This window comes from Natronincola ferrireducens, from assembly GCF_900100845.1.
GTDB classification, from domain to species: domain Bacteria; phylum Bacillota; class Clostridia; order Peptostreptococcales; family Natronincolaceae; genus Natronincola_B; species Natronincola_B ferrireducens.
Genome location: NZ_FNFP01000001.1, coordinates 1,158,129 through 1,176,218, shown reverse-complemented (window position 1 = coordinate 1,176,218; position 18,090 = coordinate 1,158,129). Strand labels below are relative to the sequence as shown.

13 protein-coding genes are annotated in these 18,090 nt (G+C 31.4%); all 13 read right to left on the bottom strand.

The annotated features are described in order from the left end of the window. Nucleotides 1-25 precede the first annotated feature (25 nt). A complete protein-coding gene (locus BLS22_RS05380) occupies nt 26-1,375 on the bottom strand; it encodes an ABC transporter permease (protein WP_090551418.1) in 1,350 nt (449 codons plus the stop codon). After that, the gene (locus tag BLS22_RS05375; protein ID WP_090551414.1) at nt 1,368-3,431 is read right to left on the bottom strand and encodes a COG1361 S-layer family protein; all 2,064 of its coding nucleotides are present in this window, start codon (nt 3,429-3,431) and stop codon (nt 1,368-1,370) included. The genes BLS22_RS05380 and BLS22_RS05375 overlap by 8 nt, the downstream gene beginning before the upstream one ends. Continuing rightward, nucleotides 3,421-4,062, bottom strand: coding sequence for an ABC transporter ATP-binding protein (locus BLS22_RS05370; RefSeq protein WP_330386470.1), 642 nt, complete (start codon nt 4,060-4,062; stop codon nt 3,421-3,423). The genes BLS22_RS05375 and BLS22_RS05370 overlap by 11 nt, the downstream gene beginning before the upstream one ends. Nucleotides 4,063-4,426: 364 nt before the next feature. Continuing rightward, nucleotides 4,427-5,374: an FMN-binding protein gene (locus tag BLS22_RS05365; protein WP_090551409.1), complete on the bottom strand. Its 948-nt coding sequence runs from the start codon at nt 5,372-5,374 to the stop codon at nt 4,427-4,429. Between the two features lie 159 nt (nt 5,375-5,533). After that, the gene (locus tag BLS22_RS05360; RefSeq protein WP_090551405.1) at nt 5,534-6,634 is read right to left on the bottom strand and encodes a response regulator transcription factor; all 1,101 of its coding nucleotides are present in this window, start codon (nt 6,632-6,634) and stop codon (nt 5,534-5,536) included. Between the two features lie 2 nt (nt 6,635-6,636). Next, a complete protein-coding gene (locus BLS22_RS05355) occupies nt 6,637-8,964 on the bottom strand; it encodes an ATP-binding protein (RefSeq protein WP_176762060.1) in 2,328 nt (775 codons plus the stop codon). A 640-nt stretch (nt 8,965-9,604) separates the two neighbouring features. Continuing rightward, the gene (locus BLS22_RS05350; RefSeq protein WP_090551398.1) at nt 9,605-10,126 is read right to left on the bottom strand and encodes a nitroreductase family protein; all 522 of its coding nucleotides are present in this window, start codon (nt 10,124-10,126) and stop codon (nt 9,605-9,607) included. A gap of 181 nt (nt 10,127-10,307) precedes the next feature. Next, a complete protein-coding gene (locus BLS22_RS05345; RefSeq protein WP_090551395.1) occupies nt 10,308-11,006 on the bottom strand; it encodes a tetratricopeptide repeat protein in 699 nt (232 codons plus the stop codon). A gap of 1,623 nt (nt 11,007-12,629) precedes the next feature. After that, complete coding sequence (uvrA, locus tag BLS22_RS05340; RefSeq protein ID WP_090551392.1) at nt 12,630-15,029, bottom strand: excinuclease ABC subunit UvrA; 2,400 nt, start codon at nt 15,027-15,029, stop codon at nt 12,630-12,632. A 22-nt stretch (nt 15,030-15,051) separates the two neighbouring features. Next, entirely contained in the window at nt 15,052-16,143 is a 1,092-nt protein-coding gene (locus tag BLS22_RS05335; RefSeq protein WP_090551389.1) for a HesA/MoeB/ThiF family protein, read from the bottom strand. Next, the gene (locus BLS22_RS05330) at nt 16,136-17,257 is read right to left on the bottom strand and encodes a HesA/MoeB/ThiF family protein (protein ID WP_090551385.1); all 1,122 of its coding nucleotides are present in this window, start codon (nt 17,255-17,257) and stop codon (nt 16,136-16,138) included. Before BLS22_RS05330 ends, BLS22_RS05335 begins: the two co-directional genes overlap by 8 nt. Next, a complete protein-coding gene (locus BLS22_RS05325; protein ID WP_090551381.1) occupies nt 17,244-17,717 on the bottom strand; it encodes a JAB domain-containing protein in 474 nt (157 codons plus the stop codon). The genes BLS22_RS05330 and BLS22_RS05325 overlap by 14 nt, the downstream gene beginning before the upstream one ends. Nucleotides 17,718-17,814: 97 nt before the next feature. Beyond that, on the bottom strand, nt 17,815-18,003 hold the full coding sequence (locus BLS22_RS05320) for a hypothetical protein (protein ID WP_090551378.1): 189 nt from the start codon (nt 18,001-18,003) through the stop codon (nt 17,815-17,817). Between the last annotated feature and the right edge of the window lie 87 nt (nt 18,004-18,090).

Below are 18,090 nucleotides of genomic sequence, written 5' to 3'. Positions count from 1 at the left end.
ACTATTCCTTGTAAATTCATTATAACTACTCTGTTTTAATGGCTTCTAGTGCACTAAGGTTCATAGCTCTTCTTGCAGGCGAATAACCGGATACTACACCAATAAAGGTTGCAAAAACAACTGCAACTAGTGCCAGTTCTAAGGGTATAACCGACATCCCAGTAGTTCCTCCTGTAGGTCCCAGGAATCCTCTGCCAATCTTATTTAGTCCAAAGGAGATGGTATAGCTTAATATTAAACCTGCAATTCCTCCACAAAATCCTATGATAGCAGCTTCAACTAAAAATAGTTTTCTTATATCTGGTAAATTTGCTCCTAAAACCTTCATTACTCCTATCTCTCTTGTTCTTTCATATATGCTCATAATCATGGTATTGGTAATTCCTATAGCTGCCACAAATAAACTAACAGCACCAATGCCTCCTAAAATTGCCTGTATCTTGGCAGAGGTTTCCTTCATAGATTTAAGCATATCCGTTAAGCTATAGGTTTGAAAGCCCATTGCTTTAATAGTTTCCTGGACCTTTTCTACATCATTCATCTCTTTTACCTTTACACTAATTCTTTCGTATTTATTAGCATCTCCACCCCTATTTCTGGAGGATGGATCTTGTCTATTAGCTCGACGATCTTCTTCGATTATTTTTTCCAGTGTAGTAATATTCATATAAGCATAATAATCCTTTTCATTGAAGCTTTCCGTTAGAATACCTACACCCTTCATATTATGGTGCTTTGGCGGGGTATAATTGCTATCTCTTTCTACAGGCTTGTTTCTAGTCTCTCCATAACTCATATCAGAGGTTACAATCAGATTATTGCTTATTAAATCAACATTATTCCCATTGGAACCCCAACCATAGCTATAAGAATTTCTTAGTCGTGGATTGTAAAAATTCATAGCAACATTTTTTCCGAAAACTATAGCATCTTTGTCGGTGGTCATCAGGAGTCTTCCTTGATCAACTTTAAAATCAAAAGCCTCCATTACATTTGGATCTATCCCCATTACCGATACATATCCCACCATTCTCCCTGCCCCCATTTTGTAATGGGCACTTTTAATGGGCATTACTGCTTCTACCCCTGGTATCTGTTTAAACCCTGCTACCGCCTGTTCATCGAGACTAGTCTGCCTATTTTGCCTAGAACCCATAGAATCATCGTAATAACCATGATTATAGACTTCAATTGTATTTAAGTTTCCCATTTGTGAAAGCTGCTCTTTAAAGCTTCTATCCATAGCAATTCCTAGAGAAAGCATAATAACGATAGAGCTAGTTCCAATAATTACCCCTAGTATCGTTAGGAAAGTTCTGGTTTTTCTTCTCCATAGATTTCCTAATGCCATCTTCAGGAGATCTGAATTATTCATACATATCCACTTCCTCTAGTTTCTTTTTCCGTCTTTTATAATAAATAAAACCTATAGCTGCTAATAAAATAACAACTACAACACTGATAATGGGTTTGATTTTACTAAAGGTGCTATTAGTATTCTCCGGCTCAATAAATGGTTCTGGCATAAAATCCATCATTTGTTCCATAACCTCTAGGGCAAACTCCTTTTCAATGGTAAAGTGCTGGTCAATTTCATCATCATACCGAAAAATAATTTTTCCATTGAGGGTTCCTGCAGATGTAGGGATAATAGTAGCATCATAATAGTTGTTCTTACCTGCATCTAGATTTCCAATATATAAGCTTCCTTCATTTGTATCGAAGTTTCCTTCAATGCTAATAAGCATGTTTCTCATTAGTCCACGACCTGCATTATAGAACTCTAAGGATAAAGCTATTGGCATCCCTACAAAATTTTCATTAGCAAGTGTGATATCTCCCATAACTAAATTTGCTTCCTGTATAACGGGTATTCCTATCAATTCCTTTGTATTATAAGCTTTTCCTTTATTATCCTCATATTCAATATCAGCAAAAACATTGTGGGTTTTATAGGTGGCATCTATTTTAGGCCTTAGGTTTACGACTTTTTCTACTCTTTCACCAGCAGGTATTTCTTGAATAAAAAAGGAATTGCTGCTTCCCACTGGTGAAAAAACATCACCGTCGGAGGTTAAGCTTACCCTTATGTTTCTAACATCACTAGTTCTATTGGTGTTATAAAAGGACATATTTAGCTGAAACACTTCTCCTGCCTTAACAAATTCTGTTCCATAGTCATACCAGTCCACCATAACCTTTGGAGTACCCATATCTCTGTTATTGCTATTGATATACACTCCAACATATTGATGAATTGTCTGTGCTTCTCTTTTACTACCACTTCCAGTTTCATATTCTACACTTATTTTAATAGGATAATTTTTGGATTCAATGTTATCCTTAGCAAACATGATAAATTCAACAGGAATACTTTTACCTGCTGTAAGATTCCCAAGGTTTTTTATAGATATAGACTTTGATAATATTTCTTCTCCTGCATCTATACTTACCTTTACATTATTTGCATCTTCTTCACCAGCATTTTTCAAATCAAATGAAACATTAAAATCAGTATAAGGTTCCACTGGTTCCTGTGGATAGGTCAGATTATTGAAGTCAAAGGTGGTTTGTCTCCAACTCCTTCCCTCTAGAGGTAGATATGCTTTTGTTTCGGTTTCATAGTTACCATCATATTCATCCTTATAGGTTAAAAACAAATTTAAGCTATAGTTCCCATTCTCTAAATTTTCACTAGAAACTATATTAAAATAAATTTTTCTTTCTTCTCCGGCAGCTAAAGTTTCAACATCGATAGTGTCCATAGGAGAATCAAGTAACAACTCATTATTAGAAAATCCCCCTAACCTGGCTTTAACATCCTTAGCTGTTAAATCTCCAGTATTTTTTATAGTAAATCCTACTGTTTTCGTAGTACCACTAATCAATTTCCCACCATCTACATTTATAGCCGTCAGCTTTATGGATGGTGTTTTGTAATCATTGTCAATCTTAATATAGATTGTCTCCGATAAGCTTAAGGAACCTCCATTGGAGGAGGTGTATTCTATATTAAGCCTAATTGGATACATCTTAGCTTCTGCATTTTTTCTAACATTCAAATAGAAAACTGCATTTTCTGTGTTTCTACCTGTAATAGAAGAGATCCTTTTCCTTGTAACCAGTGAGTTTATTTCAAAGGGAAAATCTTTAGCATCTTCTATAACAGGAGAAACAAAAACATTAAGGGCTTGTCCATTGGTAGTGTTTTCTATGGGAATAGCCAGCCTAGCCTCAGTGCCCGCCTTAAAAACAGGCATTTTATAGTTTCTTCCTATAACTAAATTAGGGTCGTCTCTTTTAATGGGCTCTTCAATAGGATTTAGGTTTTCCTCTGTTCCTGGATTTGCTTCAACATAGATAGGTGTCAAGTGTATAATGCTTATCAGCATTATTATAATCATTATCGTGCATAAATAATTACGCTTCATTGTTTATCCCCCTGTTTTTTTCTTTGTTTTCTTCAATTTTTTCTATATTTCCATCCAGCATATAAAATATTCTATCTGCAAATGATGCGATGCTTCTATCGTGGGTTACTATGATTAGGGTTTGATTATTTTCTTTAGCTAATGTCAGCATTAACTGCAGTACCTCCTGGGTAGTTCTAGAATCTAAGTTTCCCGTAGGTTCATCAGCAAAAATTATAGGCGGCTTACTGACAAAGGCCCTTGCTATCCCCACCCTCTGTTGTTGTCCACCACTCATTTGGGTAGGCTTATGCTTTATATATTTTTCTAAACCTACTGCTTGCAATATATTTGCAGCTGCCCTATCTCTAAACTTTTTATTATCCCCCCTAAAGGTTAGAGGTAAACTAACATTTTCTAATGCTGTTAGTGTTGGCATAAGGTTATAGGATTGAAAAATAAATCCTATATTCTTTTGTCTAAACTTTGCCAACTGCTTTTCGTTCATCTTTTCTATATGTTTTCCATGAATTTTAATGGTTCCTCGAGTTGGCTTTTCCAAGCCCGCCATTAGATTAAGTAAAGTTGATTTTCCTGACCCAGAGGTTCCTAATAAACAACATACCTCCCCAACCCCTATATTTATAGAGATATTATTCAGGGCAACTACTTTTTCATCCCCTACTCTAAATACTTTTCTAACATTATCAATCTCAATTGCGTATGTAATATAAATCCTCCCCCTTAACTCTCAGAAACCAGTTTATATTAGTAGAAATACATGTCAGAACATAGAATTAAGTTAATACAAATACTTCTACTAATAGAAAATTATACCATATTGATTTGGTAAAGTACATTTGATTATTGTAGCTCTATTCTTGAATCCTTATGTTTTATCAGTAATATAATACATTAAAAAAAGGAATGGATTTATGCCTGAATTTTAACGGCATCCCATTCCTTTTTAAAATTTTATTTGCTAAATTTTTTATAAAATAAATCTCTAAATTTAATTATAAGTTCCCATCAGCTTTCATTTCTTCTAAAAGCTTTTCAGCAAGACGAAGGTAGTTATCCCACGCATTGTTACGTATAGTAAACCCACTTGAAGCATAGTTTCCTGTTGTATCAATTGCAGGTAATTCTGATAGGTCAAGCATGTCTTGGGTCTCTACAACTTTATCATTTAAAGCATCCATTTGAACATTAAATCCAATACGTGAAGGCTCATCATAAAGTACACTTTCATACTTTGATTGTCTATAAAACTTTTTCAAGTTAGGATCTTCAATTTCTTCAGGAGAATCTGCAAAAATCTCGTCATATCTAACAGAAATAATTTTCTTATCACGTAACACAACCTGTAAACGGGCTGTTAGGCCTCCTCCAATTTTTTCTGCAATTCCATAATACTTCTCTCCAGATGGGTTATCTAAAGAAGGTAATAATTTTTCGGCTAACGGAATCATGGACTGATTAATACTATTTGAAGCACCTGAAACCATATCAAATTCTCCAGTAATCCTTTGCTCTTCAAGCATTTGCTTTTCTACTTGTACAACACTTTGTATCCATGCAGCGCCCTTTTTCTCTCCCATATCGAAATTATATTCTGACATACGCTTAGGCACGTTTTGATAGAAACGATTATAGTAGTTTGGTCGAGTTAGCTCGTTGAACTCTACATGGACTAATTCATCACCATTTTTGACAATTTCTAAAACTCCAGTATGTCCTTGTCTAAAACGTTCTTCAGTTCTGTAATAATCACCTTTTATTAAACCAAGAGTAGGTTGAACACTCCATGAAAGCTCTGTCTTTTCAGAATCTGCTTGTTCCACCTGAGGCTCTGGGGCAACTTCAGAACTGGTATTGCCATCAGTTTGTGTGCATCCTACAATGCTCATTGCTAAACCTGCAATCAATAAGGCCTTTAAAATCTTCGACTTGTTCATTACCATATTAATCTCTCCTTCATCCAATTTTGTAAAATCATTTGTGCCTATATAACATGGTATGTTTGTTATAGATTTATCATATAAGAATATGCCATTAAAAAAAATGTAAAAATCAAGGATTATACCCTTACAAAATCCGGATTTAGGTTGAGGTTTTGCACCTTATTTTTTTGTTGTTGTTTTTCTAAACTCAGCAGGAGATAAGCCTGTAATCTTTTTGAATGTTTTTCCAAAGTACTCTACATCATTATAACCCAACCGCTGGGCTACCTCATAATTTTTTAACATATCATTGAGAATTAGATGCTTTGCCCTTTGTATCTTTACCATTGTAATATATTGTCCTACTGTCATACCTGTTTCCTCTTTAAAAACATCGCCAATATAATTTTTGCTAAGAAATAAAGCCTCAGAAATACTACTCATATTAATTTTTCTCTCTATATTATTAATGACATACATACATATTTGATTTATTATAGGATTATTTCTATTTCCTATTATATAGGTGTTGATAATGGATATTAGTAGTTTAGTCATCTCTACTACTTTTTCCGTCATCGAATCAATATCCTTATAGTGAGTTAAGCCCATAGTAGCAAAGGTAGTTGTGTCTACAAATTGCTCTAGCCAATCATGATTTTTTCTAACTTCCATCCAAATTTCATTAAAAGCTTTTTCTAGCACGATTGCAACCTTTAGTTTATCATATTCCAAGGCAGTTGCCGTCTCTTCTACCATAGATACTGTTGCTTCTATCGCCTTTTTATTTCCTATTGATATATATTTAATAATAGCTATCAAATTATTTGTAGGATAATAAACATCTATTTTATCCATCAATTTACTTTCTAGCTTTTTCAAATGCACTTCAGTTTGTTCCTTCTCTTTAATGTGATTTTTTACTTTCTCCAGTAGCATTTTCAGTTCTTTATCTTGAACAGGTTTGACAAGATAATCAAATATATCATATTGAATAGCTTCCTTTGCAAAGTTGAATTCACCATATTCACTTAAAAATACAACACAAGTAGCTAAATCATTCTCATAGGTTTCTTTTAATAACTCCATACCATCTACCCTCGGCATCTTTATATCAGTAATAAGCAAATCTACAGGTTGTCTTTTCAGCTTGATAAGGGCTTCTTGTCCATCTTCTGCTTCATCAATAATATGAAAACCAGTATTTTCTCCCCATAGTGCCAACCTTTTTATTTGCCTTCGCATAACTTCCATATCATCTACAATCATAACTTTAAACATTACTACACCTCATTTTCTATCTCAGCTTTTACTGGTAGTGTAAAATAAACCGTAGTACCTTCATTTAATACACCTTCTATCCAAACCTTTCCACCATGCTTTTCAAGAACTTTTCTAACGGTAGCTAGACCAATTCCTGCTCCTTCAAAATCATCTCTTCTATGCAATCTCTGAAAGATGCCAAAGAGCTTATTTGAATATTTCATATCAAATCCAACCCCATTATCCTTAACATAAAACATGTATTCATTATCTGTTTTATTAGATCCTACTGAAATTATTGTTATTTCCCTATCTTTAGAGAATTTAATTGCATTAGCAATAATATTGGTAATGGCCTGTTTTAAAAGTACTCTGTCTCCGTTGATTATCGGCAGTTCATTATCAAAACATAATTGAATTTTTCTTTCTGGATTTCCTATTTCAAATTCACGAAAAACCGTTAAAATAATTTGTTTAACATTAACAGGTTCATTATGAATATTTGCTTTTGAGGTAATAGAATATTCCAAGAGCTCGTTAATTAATCCAATCATATCCTTGCAAATATCTTGTATGCTTTTTATCATTTCTACCACTTCACTGTCCAACGTTTTACCATAGTCTTCCATAATAAATTGGCTATATCCATCAATTGCTCGCAATGGAGATTTTAAATCATGGGAGATTGTGTATGAAAATCCTTCAAGTTCTGATACAACACTTTGTAGTTCTGCAGTTCTATCAATCACTCTTTGTTCTAATTCATTGTTAAGACTTTGAATTTCTTTAATTGCCTTCTTATATGGCGTAATATTTTCACTGACTAATCCAATATAATCCTTGTCAATTACAAAGGCATTAAATAAGAAATATAGATTTTTTTCAGCACTATAAACTTCAAAACCCTCAGAATTACCAGTTTTTAGGACTCTTCTAAAAACATCTAGATGTTGATTTTGATAACCATAAATCTCACTCCATGTTTTTCCTATTAAGTCCTCTTTATTCATCTTAGACTGTTCTTCAAATCCAGGATTAACATCAATATATCGAATATCGATTAACTCGTTATATTCAGTATGAACCGGTTTAAATATAATAAAACCATTTAACATTTTTTCATATAATACTTTGTATTTTCCTTCACTTTTAATTTTTTCATTAATAGCTTCAACATATTGGGTAACATCTCTTGCTACTGAAATAATCTTGTGCTCACCTTCTTTGTAGCTAGAGATTTTTGCATGGAACCACAACCAACGCTTTTTGCCATTCTTATCTTTAACAATTATTTCATAGTTATTTATTTCTTTCTTATCTAAAACAATATCAATTAGATTGTCATTTTCATTAGGGTGATAATATAACTCCTTAATATTTACACCAACCAATTCTTCAGCCTCATAGTTTAGTATTTCTTTTGCTGAAGGAGATGCAATAAGAATGATGCCATTAAGCTCTGTTTCAATGTATAGATCATTAATACCTTCAAAAATAGTATGGTACTGGGCCTCTCGAATTCGCAGAGATTCTTGTGCTTCAAGTACTTTCTCAACAAATCGAACAGTGATACCACTCATTATAAAAAATAATATAGTTGAAAGTACAAAGGTAATCATAGTTTTCTCATCTAACTCTATAATCCATTCTAACAAACCTTTTTGATCAATAATGAAGTTCTGAACTATCAAAATAACAAGTGTAAACATTAATCCAAATATCACTAAAGCCATCATTATTCTGGTATTATACTTGGCAGACGCTGAATACTCCAACCCAAACATCCTCTTAACTGGTGGAAGCAATAATATAGCATCTGCTAAAGCTACTAATATTGATTCCACAATGATTCCTTTTATGGCAAACAACAAAATTATGCTAATTTCTATTTGGGTATAGGCTTCTGGGTTCCAGAAAGGTGGGTTAAATTTAATTAATATCGGGAAAAAAACAACATAAATTACCATTCTAATAATTACATAAATAAGTTGTACAAAATAAACATTATAATAGAACTTATCTTTTTCTAATCTTTTTTGTCCCCCATAACCATGTATTATTATCCATATATATAACGAAGAGAGGGGAACCAGTGATGCCCAACCGTTATAGTATCCCAAAACAAAAGGATACAATATCGTTAGTCCCAAACTAATGCTAATAACCCCATAATACGGACCCCAAGCAAGACTAACTAAAAGGGGTAAAATAATACTCCATGGAAAATTAATATAAAACTCATTAAAATTAAGTCGAGTAGAATAGAACGCTCCAACAAAACCAATAAATCCTAACATTACTGAAAGGGTAATTTTGTAGATTTCTTTATTTTTCAAATGATTAATCATGTGCATTTACCTCATCTATTCTTTCTTTATGCTCCACTAAAATAAATTAACGGTCTAATTTTAACATTTTTTATTTTTGTGTTCAACTTAATTGTCTCTCCTGTTGTTCAGATTCCGCAACTATTTCCTAAATATTTATTTGCATGTCACATAAATCAAATAGAAATTCTTAAAAACTTATAACTTTGAGAATTTATTCAATATAGAAGAGCCTCTTAATTAGTAAAATTAGAGGATAGAATTTTCCAGAAACTTCAATACATGTAAGAGCTATAACCAAGCTCCGTTGGTGTAGATAACACCATGAAAAAAGAGGAGGTGTTAAGCTTATTGAAAATTAGTATTCTACAAATGACCAATTAAGAATTACTTTTATTACAACAAATTTTCATATAATTTTTAAACAATTAGTCATTGTAGAATCATGGATTAACTAGGATAACAGTCCCCTCAAGATAGGGTGTCTGCCGTTCCACCCCATCCCCATGCAATCTAGCTTCTTTCTATGTGTAAAATGTACTAATTGAAAAGCATTTAAATTAACATAGTTGTTATCTATCTCGGGGTTTAGGGGAAACTGTAGATCATGTATATTAAAATTAAGTTTTAAAAGCCTATGTCTATAGGGTTTTATAATATTTTATTTGTACTGATTTACATAGACTTTTTCATGAAGTAGACTTTTCTCATCATAAAAAGATTTCTTTTCATCTGGATAACCTATTGCTATAATAGCTTCTACTCTTAGATTTTTAGGTATATTTAATACCCTTCTTACAAACTCCTCTGAAGTCACATCTTTATTATGTCGCCTCTCTCTAATCTGAATCCAACAACTTCCTAATCCAATAGATTCTGCTGCCAGTTGAATAATAATAGATGCAATAGAGGCATCTTCTATCCATACATCACTTTTAGTTTCATCTCCCAATATGACTATTGCTAATGGTGCCTCCTTCAAGAACAAAGAACCGTGTTCCTTTGACTTAGCTAGATTTCCAATTAGTTCTTCATCGGTCACTATAACAAATTCCCAAGGACGTATGCTTCTAGAAGAAGGTGATAACAAAGCGGCTTTCATTAATAAATCGACCTTTTCTTTTTCAATTTTTGTTGCTTTATATTTCCGAATACTTCTTCTTGTCTTCAATAGCTCTAGCATCATATCTCCCCCATAATTTTAATATTACTGTTATTATACCATCTATTTTAAGGCTATGTCATAATAGACTTGAATTATAATACCCACAGTCTACAACTTAAAAATGTAGCCCTTAGGTTATTAGAATTTATAATCACATAATTATATTTTGTTAATGGTTTAGAAACTAAAAATCAGTAAACTAGAAATAGGTTTTTCTATTGGGATTGTTCTTCTGCCTTTCTAAATCCTTCAGTAACAAATATTTTTGTACTCCCTTTGTATGTTTTAAAGCTAAATCTCCAAATTCCCTTGCCTTTGGAAAATTTCCTTTTCTAAAGGCAGCATCAGCTTTTAAGGCATACTTTCTCTTTTCATCTTTTATTTCTCCCATAGTTGTTTCAAAGGTATTCCAATCATCCTTCAGAATAGCTACATGGGCAAGCTGATAATATTTTATTTGATCTAGATTTGGATTTTTAATCTTTTCTATTTCCTTTAGAGCTTCTTCCAAATTGTTTTCATTAATATAAATCGTAGTCATCCCCACTGCCCTAATTGATTCATGTCTTTTGCCCTTTATCTGGTTTAGCTCCTCCTCTGCTTTTTCTAAATCGTCATTTGTATAATGCCACAAAAAAGAATTATATCGTTCTTGAACTGTTTTGAACAATGCTCTAGAATTGTTTCTTAAATATCTTTCCACAATCTTCATGTTTTCTGTATATTGCTGTATATACATCATATAGCCAATAATGAGGGCAACTGTTGCCACAAAGAAGATTGCATTAATAGTAAAAGGACTTATAAATACATCATATATATAGAGAAGATAATCCACTACTCCCCTGTAGATAATGTAAATTCCAATCAATATAGCCAACAATCTTTTAGTAATCATGTGATCTTCCTTTCCTTTTTACTATTAGTGTTTCATAATCTATAGAATTTAATTTATGTTGCTATTTAATTGTAGATAGAACAGCTGGCAGCGTATCCTCTTGATTTTTTATAGTTTTGCTTTTTTATTACATTTTATTATCTCATTCTCTAAAATAAAAAAACCAAAAGTCCTATGACCTTTGGTTCAACTGGTGCGGATGGGGGGATTTCAACCCCCACGAGCATTCGCTTACTACCCCCTCAAGGTAATTTCCAAACCATTATTTAATTTTGATTAGATTTAAAGATCTTGTTTAGATATTGAAAATGCTTAATGCTGTAGACTTTATCTATACTTGTTTTATATCTATTTTTATCTTTTTATCACTATTTCGTTTGCAAAATGTTTGCAAAATGTTTGCAGTTTTCGTCATAAAATTTTAATAACTTCTAGTATTTTTCACTTCAGATTCGAAGTCTATTAAAGGTTATTTTATTTATTTATATTTAATTTTATTAACCGTTAATTTCCTCAAAATTTCAACACTCATACTACATAATTACACTTTAAAAATTTAATGATTAGCTTGTTTTAATGATAATTTCATTAGAAGACCATTAGAAGTTTTTATGTCATACTACTCGTTAAATCTAAAGCCTCTTGTTTAGTCACCATCCTCACAAATCTACTTCTTCCCAAGAAATCAAGGAGGTATCGGTTTCAACATGAGCCGTTTATTACATCAGTTTATTTTATCATCAATATGTATATCATATTATATTATTCAATACTCTTAAAACATTGAAATATAGGGAACTAAAGATTGTATAGTAACCTTCTATACTTTTCTATAGTTCCCTATAACTTTTGGGTGGGTGGCAAAGTGGTGGCAAGTGGATGGCAGTTGGTATTAATTCCACGACACCAACCCTATACACACAAAGAATATATATAATAGACTAATTTGGGTCTGTTTTTTATTTTCTAAAGATATTTCTATTACTTATTTACTATGTTAATCATTATGACCTTCTGATTCGTAGTTGGATAAAAGGTATAATTCACCTTGTTATATAGTTTTAACTAATCTCATTAAGTCTGATTTTTCAACGTTTGTATATAAATAGCATAATTTAAAAGTTGCCATTTAATATTGCTTTATATTACTTTCGTTAGAAAAATGTTAGAAGTTTGTTAGAAGGGTTATATTGATTTAAGGTTTGTAATAACAATCCTTTAAAGAATTATGGATTAGGTAACCAGTCCTTCTTTATTGCTATAAGGATATAATTTAGAAGCTGAATTGCTTAATGCTCCCGAGTAATATTTTTCTATATTTAGGTTTATCATAATATCTTTGTTATCATTAAAAAAGTAAAGATTTGAGGACAGTAATATATTTTTTTCAAAACTTAGCATATTTTTATAAAACTATCAGGCCAGTGACAAATCGGTAGTTAGAGAACTACACATATAAAATTAAAAATCTGGAGCAGGAGGAGATTCAGGTTCTCCTGCTCTATTAATTTATACTATGCCCAATTTCAATAACTTTTTTTATCCTTGCTTATGAATCACCGTATGCAAATTCAAATAACTTTATTAACTAGTCAATTACTAGTAGAACAACGTGATAATTATTTACTCCTTTTTATCTAGACTTTCAATTAAATTGTCTGCAATTAATGCTTTTCTATTTTTTACTATTTCTTCAGGGGTGCCAACATCTATTATTTGTCCTCCCTCAGGTCCACCCTTAGGTCCCATATCAATAATGTAATCTGAGGATTTAATTAATTCTATATTATGCTCAACAACTATCATGCTATTTCCTCTGTCAACTATTTCATTCATTAAAGATATTAATTTTTTTATATCATGAAAGTGTAGGCCAACTGTAGGTTCGTCTAAAATATATAAATTACCTGTTGCTGAATCATCGCTCAAATATTTTGCTAATTTTACCCTCTGTGCTTCTCCACCTGATAGAGTGACTGCTGACTGCCCTAATTTTATATAATTTAAACCAACATCAATTAAACACTTTAATATGCTTCTTACTTTTTTAGTTCTATTAAAGAATTCATATGCTTCAAGTACTGTCATCTCCAACACATCAGAAATATTTTTTTCGTTATACATTATCTCTAGAACATCATTGGTATATCTCTTACCGTTGCACTCATCGCATAGAATATATGTATCTGCCATAAAACTCATATCAATTTTTATCTGTCCACTACCTTGACATTTTTCACATCTTCCACCAGATAAATTAAAGCTGAAGTGAGATTTTGTTAGCCCTTTCTTTTTAGCAAGATCTGCCTTAGAATATAAATCCCTAATCAAATCAAAAATTCCAGTAAAGGTTGCAACATTAGATTTTGGACTTCTTCCAATAGGGTTCTGGTCAACTTTCACTACCTTCTTTATTCTTTCGGCACCTTCTATTTTTCCACAATTAATATTTTTTTTCTGACTTAATGATGGTTCTAAAATTTCATCAGTAAACGTACTTTTACCTGCACCTGATACACCTGTTATTGATACTAATGAGTGTAAAGGAATTGCAAAGTCTTCTTCTTGAATATTATTATAGTTAGCACCTTGTATAAATAAATAACTGTCGCTTTTTCTTCGTATAGATGGGGTGTCTATCCTTTCTTTTCCTGATAAATATTTCCCTGTTAAGGACTTATCATCATTTTTTATTTTATTAGGTGATCCTTCACTTACAATTGTCCCACCATATATTCCGCCTCCAACTCCCATGTCAATAATATTATCTGCACTTAACATTATATCTGAATTGTGTTCAACTAATAAGATGGTATTTCCTTTATCCTTTAGTGTATGGAGAATCCTATTGATACCATCAATATCACTACTATGTAGGCCCATTGTTGGTTCATCAAGTACATAAAGAAGACCAGATAAATTGCATGCTAATTGATTTGCCAATCTAACTCTTTGGGCCTCTCCTCCTGAAAGTGTAGGTACACTTCTACTTAATGATAAGTAACCTAAGCCTAATTGTTCTAAATTATTTATTCTTTTTATAATCTCTTGTGATATATCATATACAACTTGTTTTTTAGACGTATCAATGTTCTCTTTTAATTTCAACATCCACTTTTTTAGTTCGAGTAAAGGTTTCTGTTCCAATGTAGAAATATTTTCATCGCATATTTTCACAGTTAATATTTCTTGTTTCAATCTGAGTCCATTGCATCTATAGCATTTATCCTTTTTGAGATATTTTTGTATGCTTTTATAGGTAGATGGGGTATCAATATCTTGCAACTTTTCTTTCAATTCTAATAGTGCACCCTTGAATTCAACACTTTTAGTTCTATACTTATTTTTATAATTCTTGTATCTAATTTTAAATTTACAATCACTTTTCCCATTTAATAAAAAGTTAAATTTATCTTTTTCTAAATCTTTAATAGGTATATTCATATTAATATTGTAATACTCACATGCCTCTTTTAATAAAATTTCATAATAATTATCTGAAGATTGTTTCCAGTATAGTATAGCACCTTCTTTTAAACTTTCATTTTCATCACCAATCACTTTACTATAATCAATCAAGTAGGATTCTCCAGTTCCTCTACACGTATCACACCAGACCTTAGGGTTGTTGTAAGAAAAATCACCTTCATTATATAACTGATCAGAAGTTCCCTTCCCAACTCTAGCGAACAGCAACCTTATAAATCTTGAAATATCTGTTATTGTCCCCACTGATGATCTTGGATTCCTATTAGTATGCTTTTGAGAAATCGCTATTGATGGTAGTAAATTATTAATGCTATACACATTAGGTTTAGAAAACATAGATGTAATATTTTGCATATTAGTAGAAATACTTTCCAGAAACATTCTTTCGCTTTCCGCATATATAGTGTCAAAAACTAATGACGATTTCCCAGAGCCTGATACTCCAGTTACTACTGTTATTTTATTTACTGGAATATAAACACTAATATCTTTCAAATTATTTTCTCTCGCTGATATTACTTCTATATTTTTCATAATTAGTTCCTCCGAATTATAATTAAGTATAGATACCTTCTTTACCGCACCAATCACAATTTTTATCTACTTCTACATTGTGATAGTTCACATCCATACTATAAATGTTAAATTCTCCTCTCCTATTTAGGTTAGATGGGATAATCTTTTTCGTTAACACCTTAATCGCTTCCATAGCAGTCATACTAGCAATCATGGAGCACATAGGACCGAAGCTTCCAATTTTTCTGTTTTTGACAGGTAGCTTTTTTAAATTCGTGGTATCAATATTATTTAACTCTTCTAATCCTTTTTCAAAGCATTTTACACAAGCACTTTTAAAAGGAATTATAGTTTGTCCCATTAAAGAGATATGTAAATTATACCCTCCGCCTATTATGTGAGGAATATTGTGTTTCATGCAATACTGACCAACCCATATAGAAGTAGTATCAACATTTGGTTTGTCTGCACAATTAATTATTAAATCAATATTATTATCTATTACCTTTTCTAGTATACCTTCTTCCAAAAAAGCATCTATTCTATTAACTTTTATATCAGAAGAAAACTCCTTCAATCTTTTTTGCATAGCTTCAGTTTTTAATAAACCTATGTCAGATTCAGTAAAACCAAACTGTCTATGAAGATTGCTTAATTCTACTCTATCATTGTCCATTATTGTAATATTTTTAACACCGTTTTGTATTAAAAGAGCACTTACCCATGTACCTACAGCTCCTAACCCAATTACAACTACATGCAAGCTTTTGATATTGTTCCACATACTTGATAAATCTTGACTATCTGAAGAAAAATCTTCTAAAAAGTTAACCGCTCTTCTAAATTTAATATAGTCTTCTTCTAAAACATTTGTATTATTCTTTATAATACTTTTACTTTCCAAATAACTTATAAAACTAATAAAATACTCTTTAATTTCTTCATCCATATTATATTTTTTTATTATCTCATCTATAGTTAATGATCCATCTAGCTCTAAGATTAATTGTAAGATGTTTTCATTATTAAGTTTTATCCTTATTTGCTGTCTAGTGTTTGTAAGGAAAAATTCTACCAACCCATTATCTAGCTTAACTACTGAAACTGATGATCTCAACTTTGGTTTATTCATAGACAATCTCCCCACAGGATTTACAATCCTTATCTCTACTTACATTTAGATAGCTTATCTCCATATTATGAAATAAAAACTCGCCTCTTGTATTCCTATACTTTTTTATATCTATTAGATTACATATATATTTTATAATTTCTATAACCGCATAACTTGATGAAAACAAAGACATACTCGATAAACCGCCGATTTCTAAATACCTTTCCTTTACAGGATGCTTCTTAGGCTTCCAACCCTTTAACACTTCCTTAAAGTGTTTAGCATAACAATCAACACAAGGTGTAATGCCTGGTATTATTAATTCTCCCGTACTTGCTAAGTGTGCATCAAATCCACCTGCAATAAAGTGAACCTTTTTCATTGTTGTACAATACCTAGATATTTTCATTGAAGTATATCCTATATAAGGCTCATCAGCCGTATTGATAACAAAAGTTGCTTTATCTATTAGATCCTCTATTTTACTTTCTGGTGTTAATACGTTATCGATTTTTTGTACATTTATATTTTTATTTATATCTAATAAATAGTCTTCTATAGCATCTGTTTTCTTCATGCCAATATATTTTTCTTTAAAATAAACATGGCGACATATATCAGAAGCCTCAACTACATCATAGTCATATATAATAAAGTTTTCTACTCCGCACATTGCCAATTGTATAGCAATATTACCGCCAATTGCCCCACATCCAAATACCAAAATAGTAGAATCCCTTAATTGTTTCTGTGCTTCTATATCTAAGTTATACCCAACTAAAAAATCCGAAAAAAAATCAGTTTGTCTACTATACCTTTCTAAAGATACATCAGTAATTTCCTCTGATTTTTTATCAACTTTATTAAGAATATTCAAAGTATAAAGCTTCTCAATAATACTGACTAACTCATCTATATTTATTTCTTTTCCGAATTCTTTTTCTAGTAATTTATGTATATCTTTTATATTTTTATCTCCATCGATTAATTCAATTAGTCTTACTATTAAATTAGAAACTCTAAACTGTTTTCTTAATCTTGTACTCATAAAGTAAAAAGTAATTAATTCATCATTAGTTAAATATATATCTACACCATTTCTTATTTTATATATTTCATTAACATTTATCATTAATCTCACCTTCTTTTTTCCCTATCTCACTTCTAATTGAAAGACATTTTCCAAAGTCACCTAAAATCAAAGAGTCTATCAATTGTATGCTTAGTAAACTTGCTATCTGCCCAATTTTCTTCGTGATCTGCATATCATACTTACTTGGTTTTAATATTCCTGAAGGATGATTATGACAAATTATAATGGATGTAGCATTTGATAGTATTGCAATTCTAAATATTTCACTTGGAACTACTTCGACATTTCTATTATTTCCTATATTTAGTACTGCAACATTTATTGGATGGTTATTAGCATCCATACACAACAATGCTAGCCTTTCCAAAGTAGACCCACCAATTAATGATTCAAAAATTGGTGCAGCTTCTTCTATACCATAAACTTTATTTCTATCTGCACTCAAGTCATATTCCTTTACCATTTTCAACCTGACAACTGGTATCTTCATATCTGACATAATCACATTCCTCTTTTACTATTCTACTGGATATTTCCTTTATAATATATAAGAAAATATCTTCTGAAATTATTCAGAAGATATTATTTTATTCATTCTAATATTGTACAACACCTGCATTAATTTCTAAAAATTTTCCCCATTCTTCTTCACTCGCTACAGCATTGTTTCTTGTACATACTCTAGTGCAACAGTCTGATCTAGAACCAGAACACCCATCCGAGTATTCCGCAAATATTTCTGAATCTTTTACTTCTTCAAATAAAAAATCCTCTTTCTTTAGCATATGTACCTCCTAAGATAGTATTTTTTTCTTTAGTTTACATTTATTATAGCATTTACAAGTAATCTAATCAATCCTTTAAAATGGATT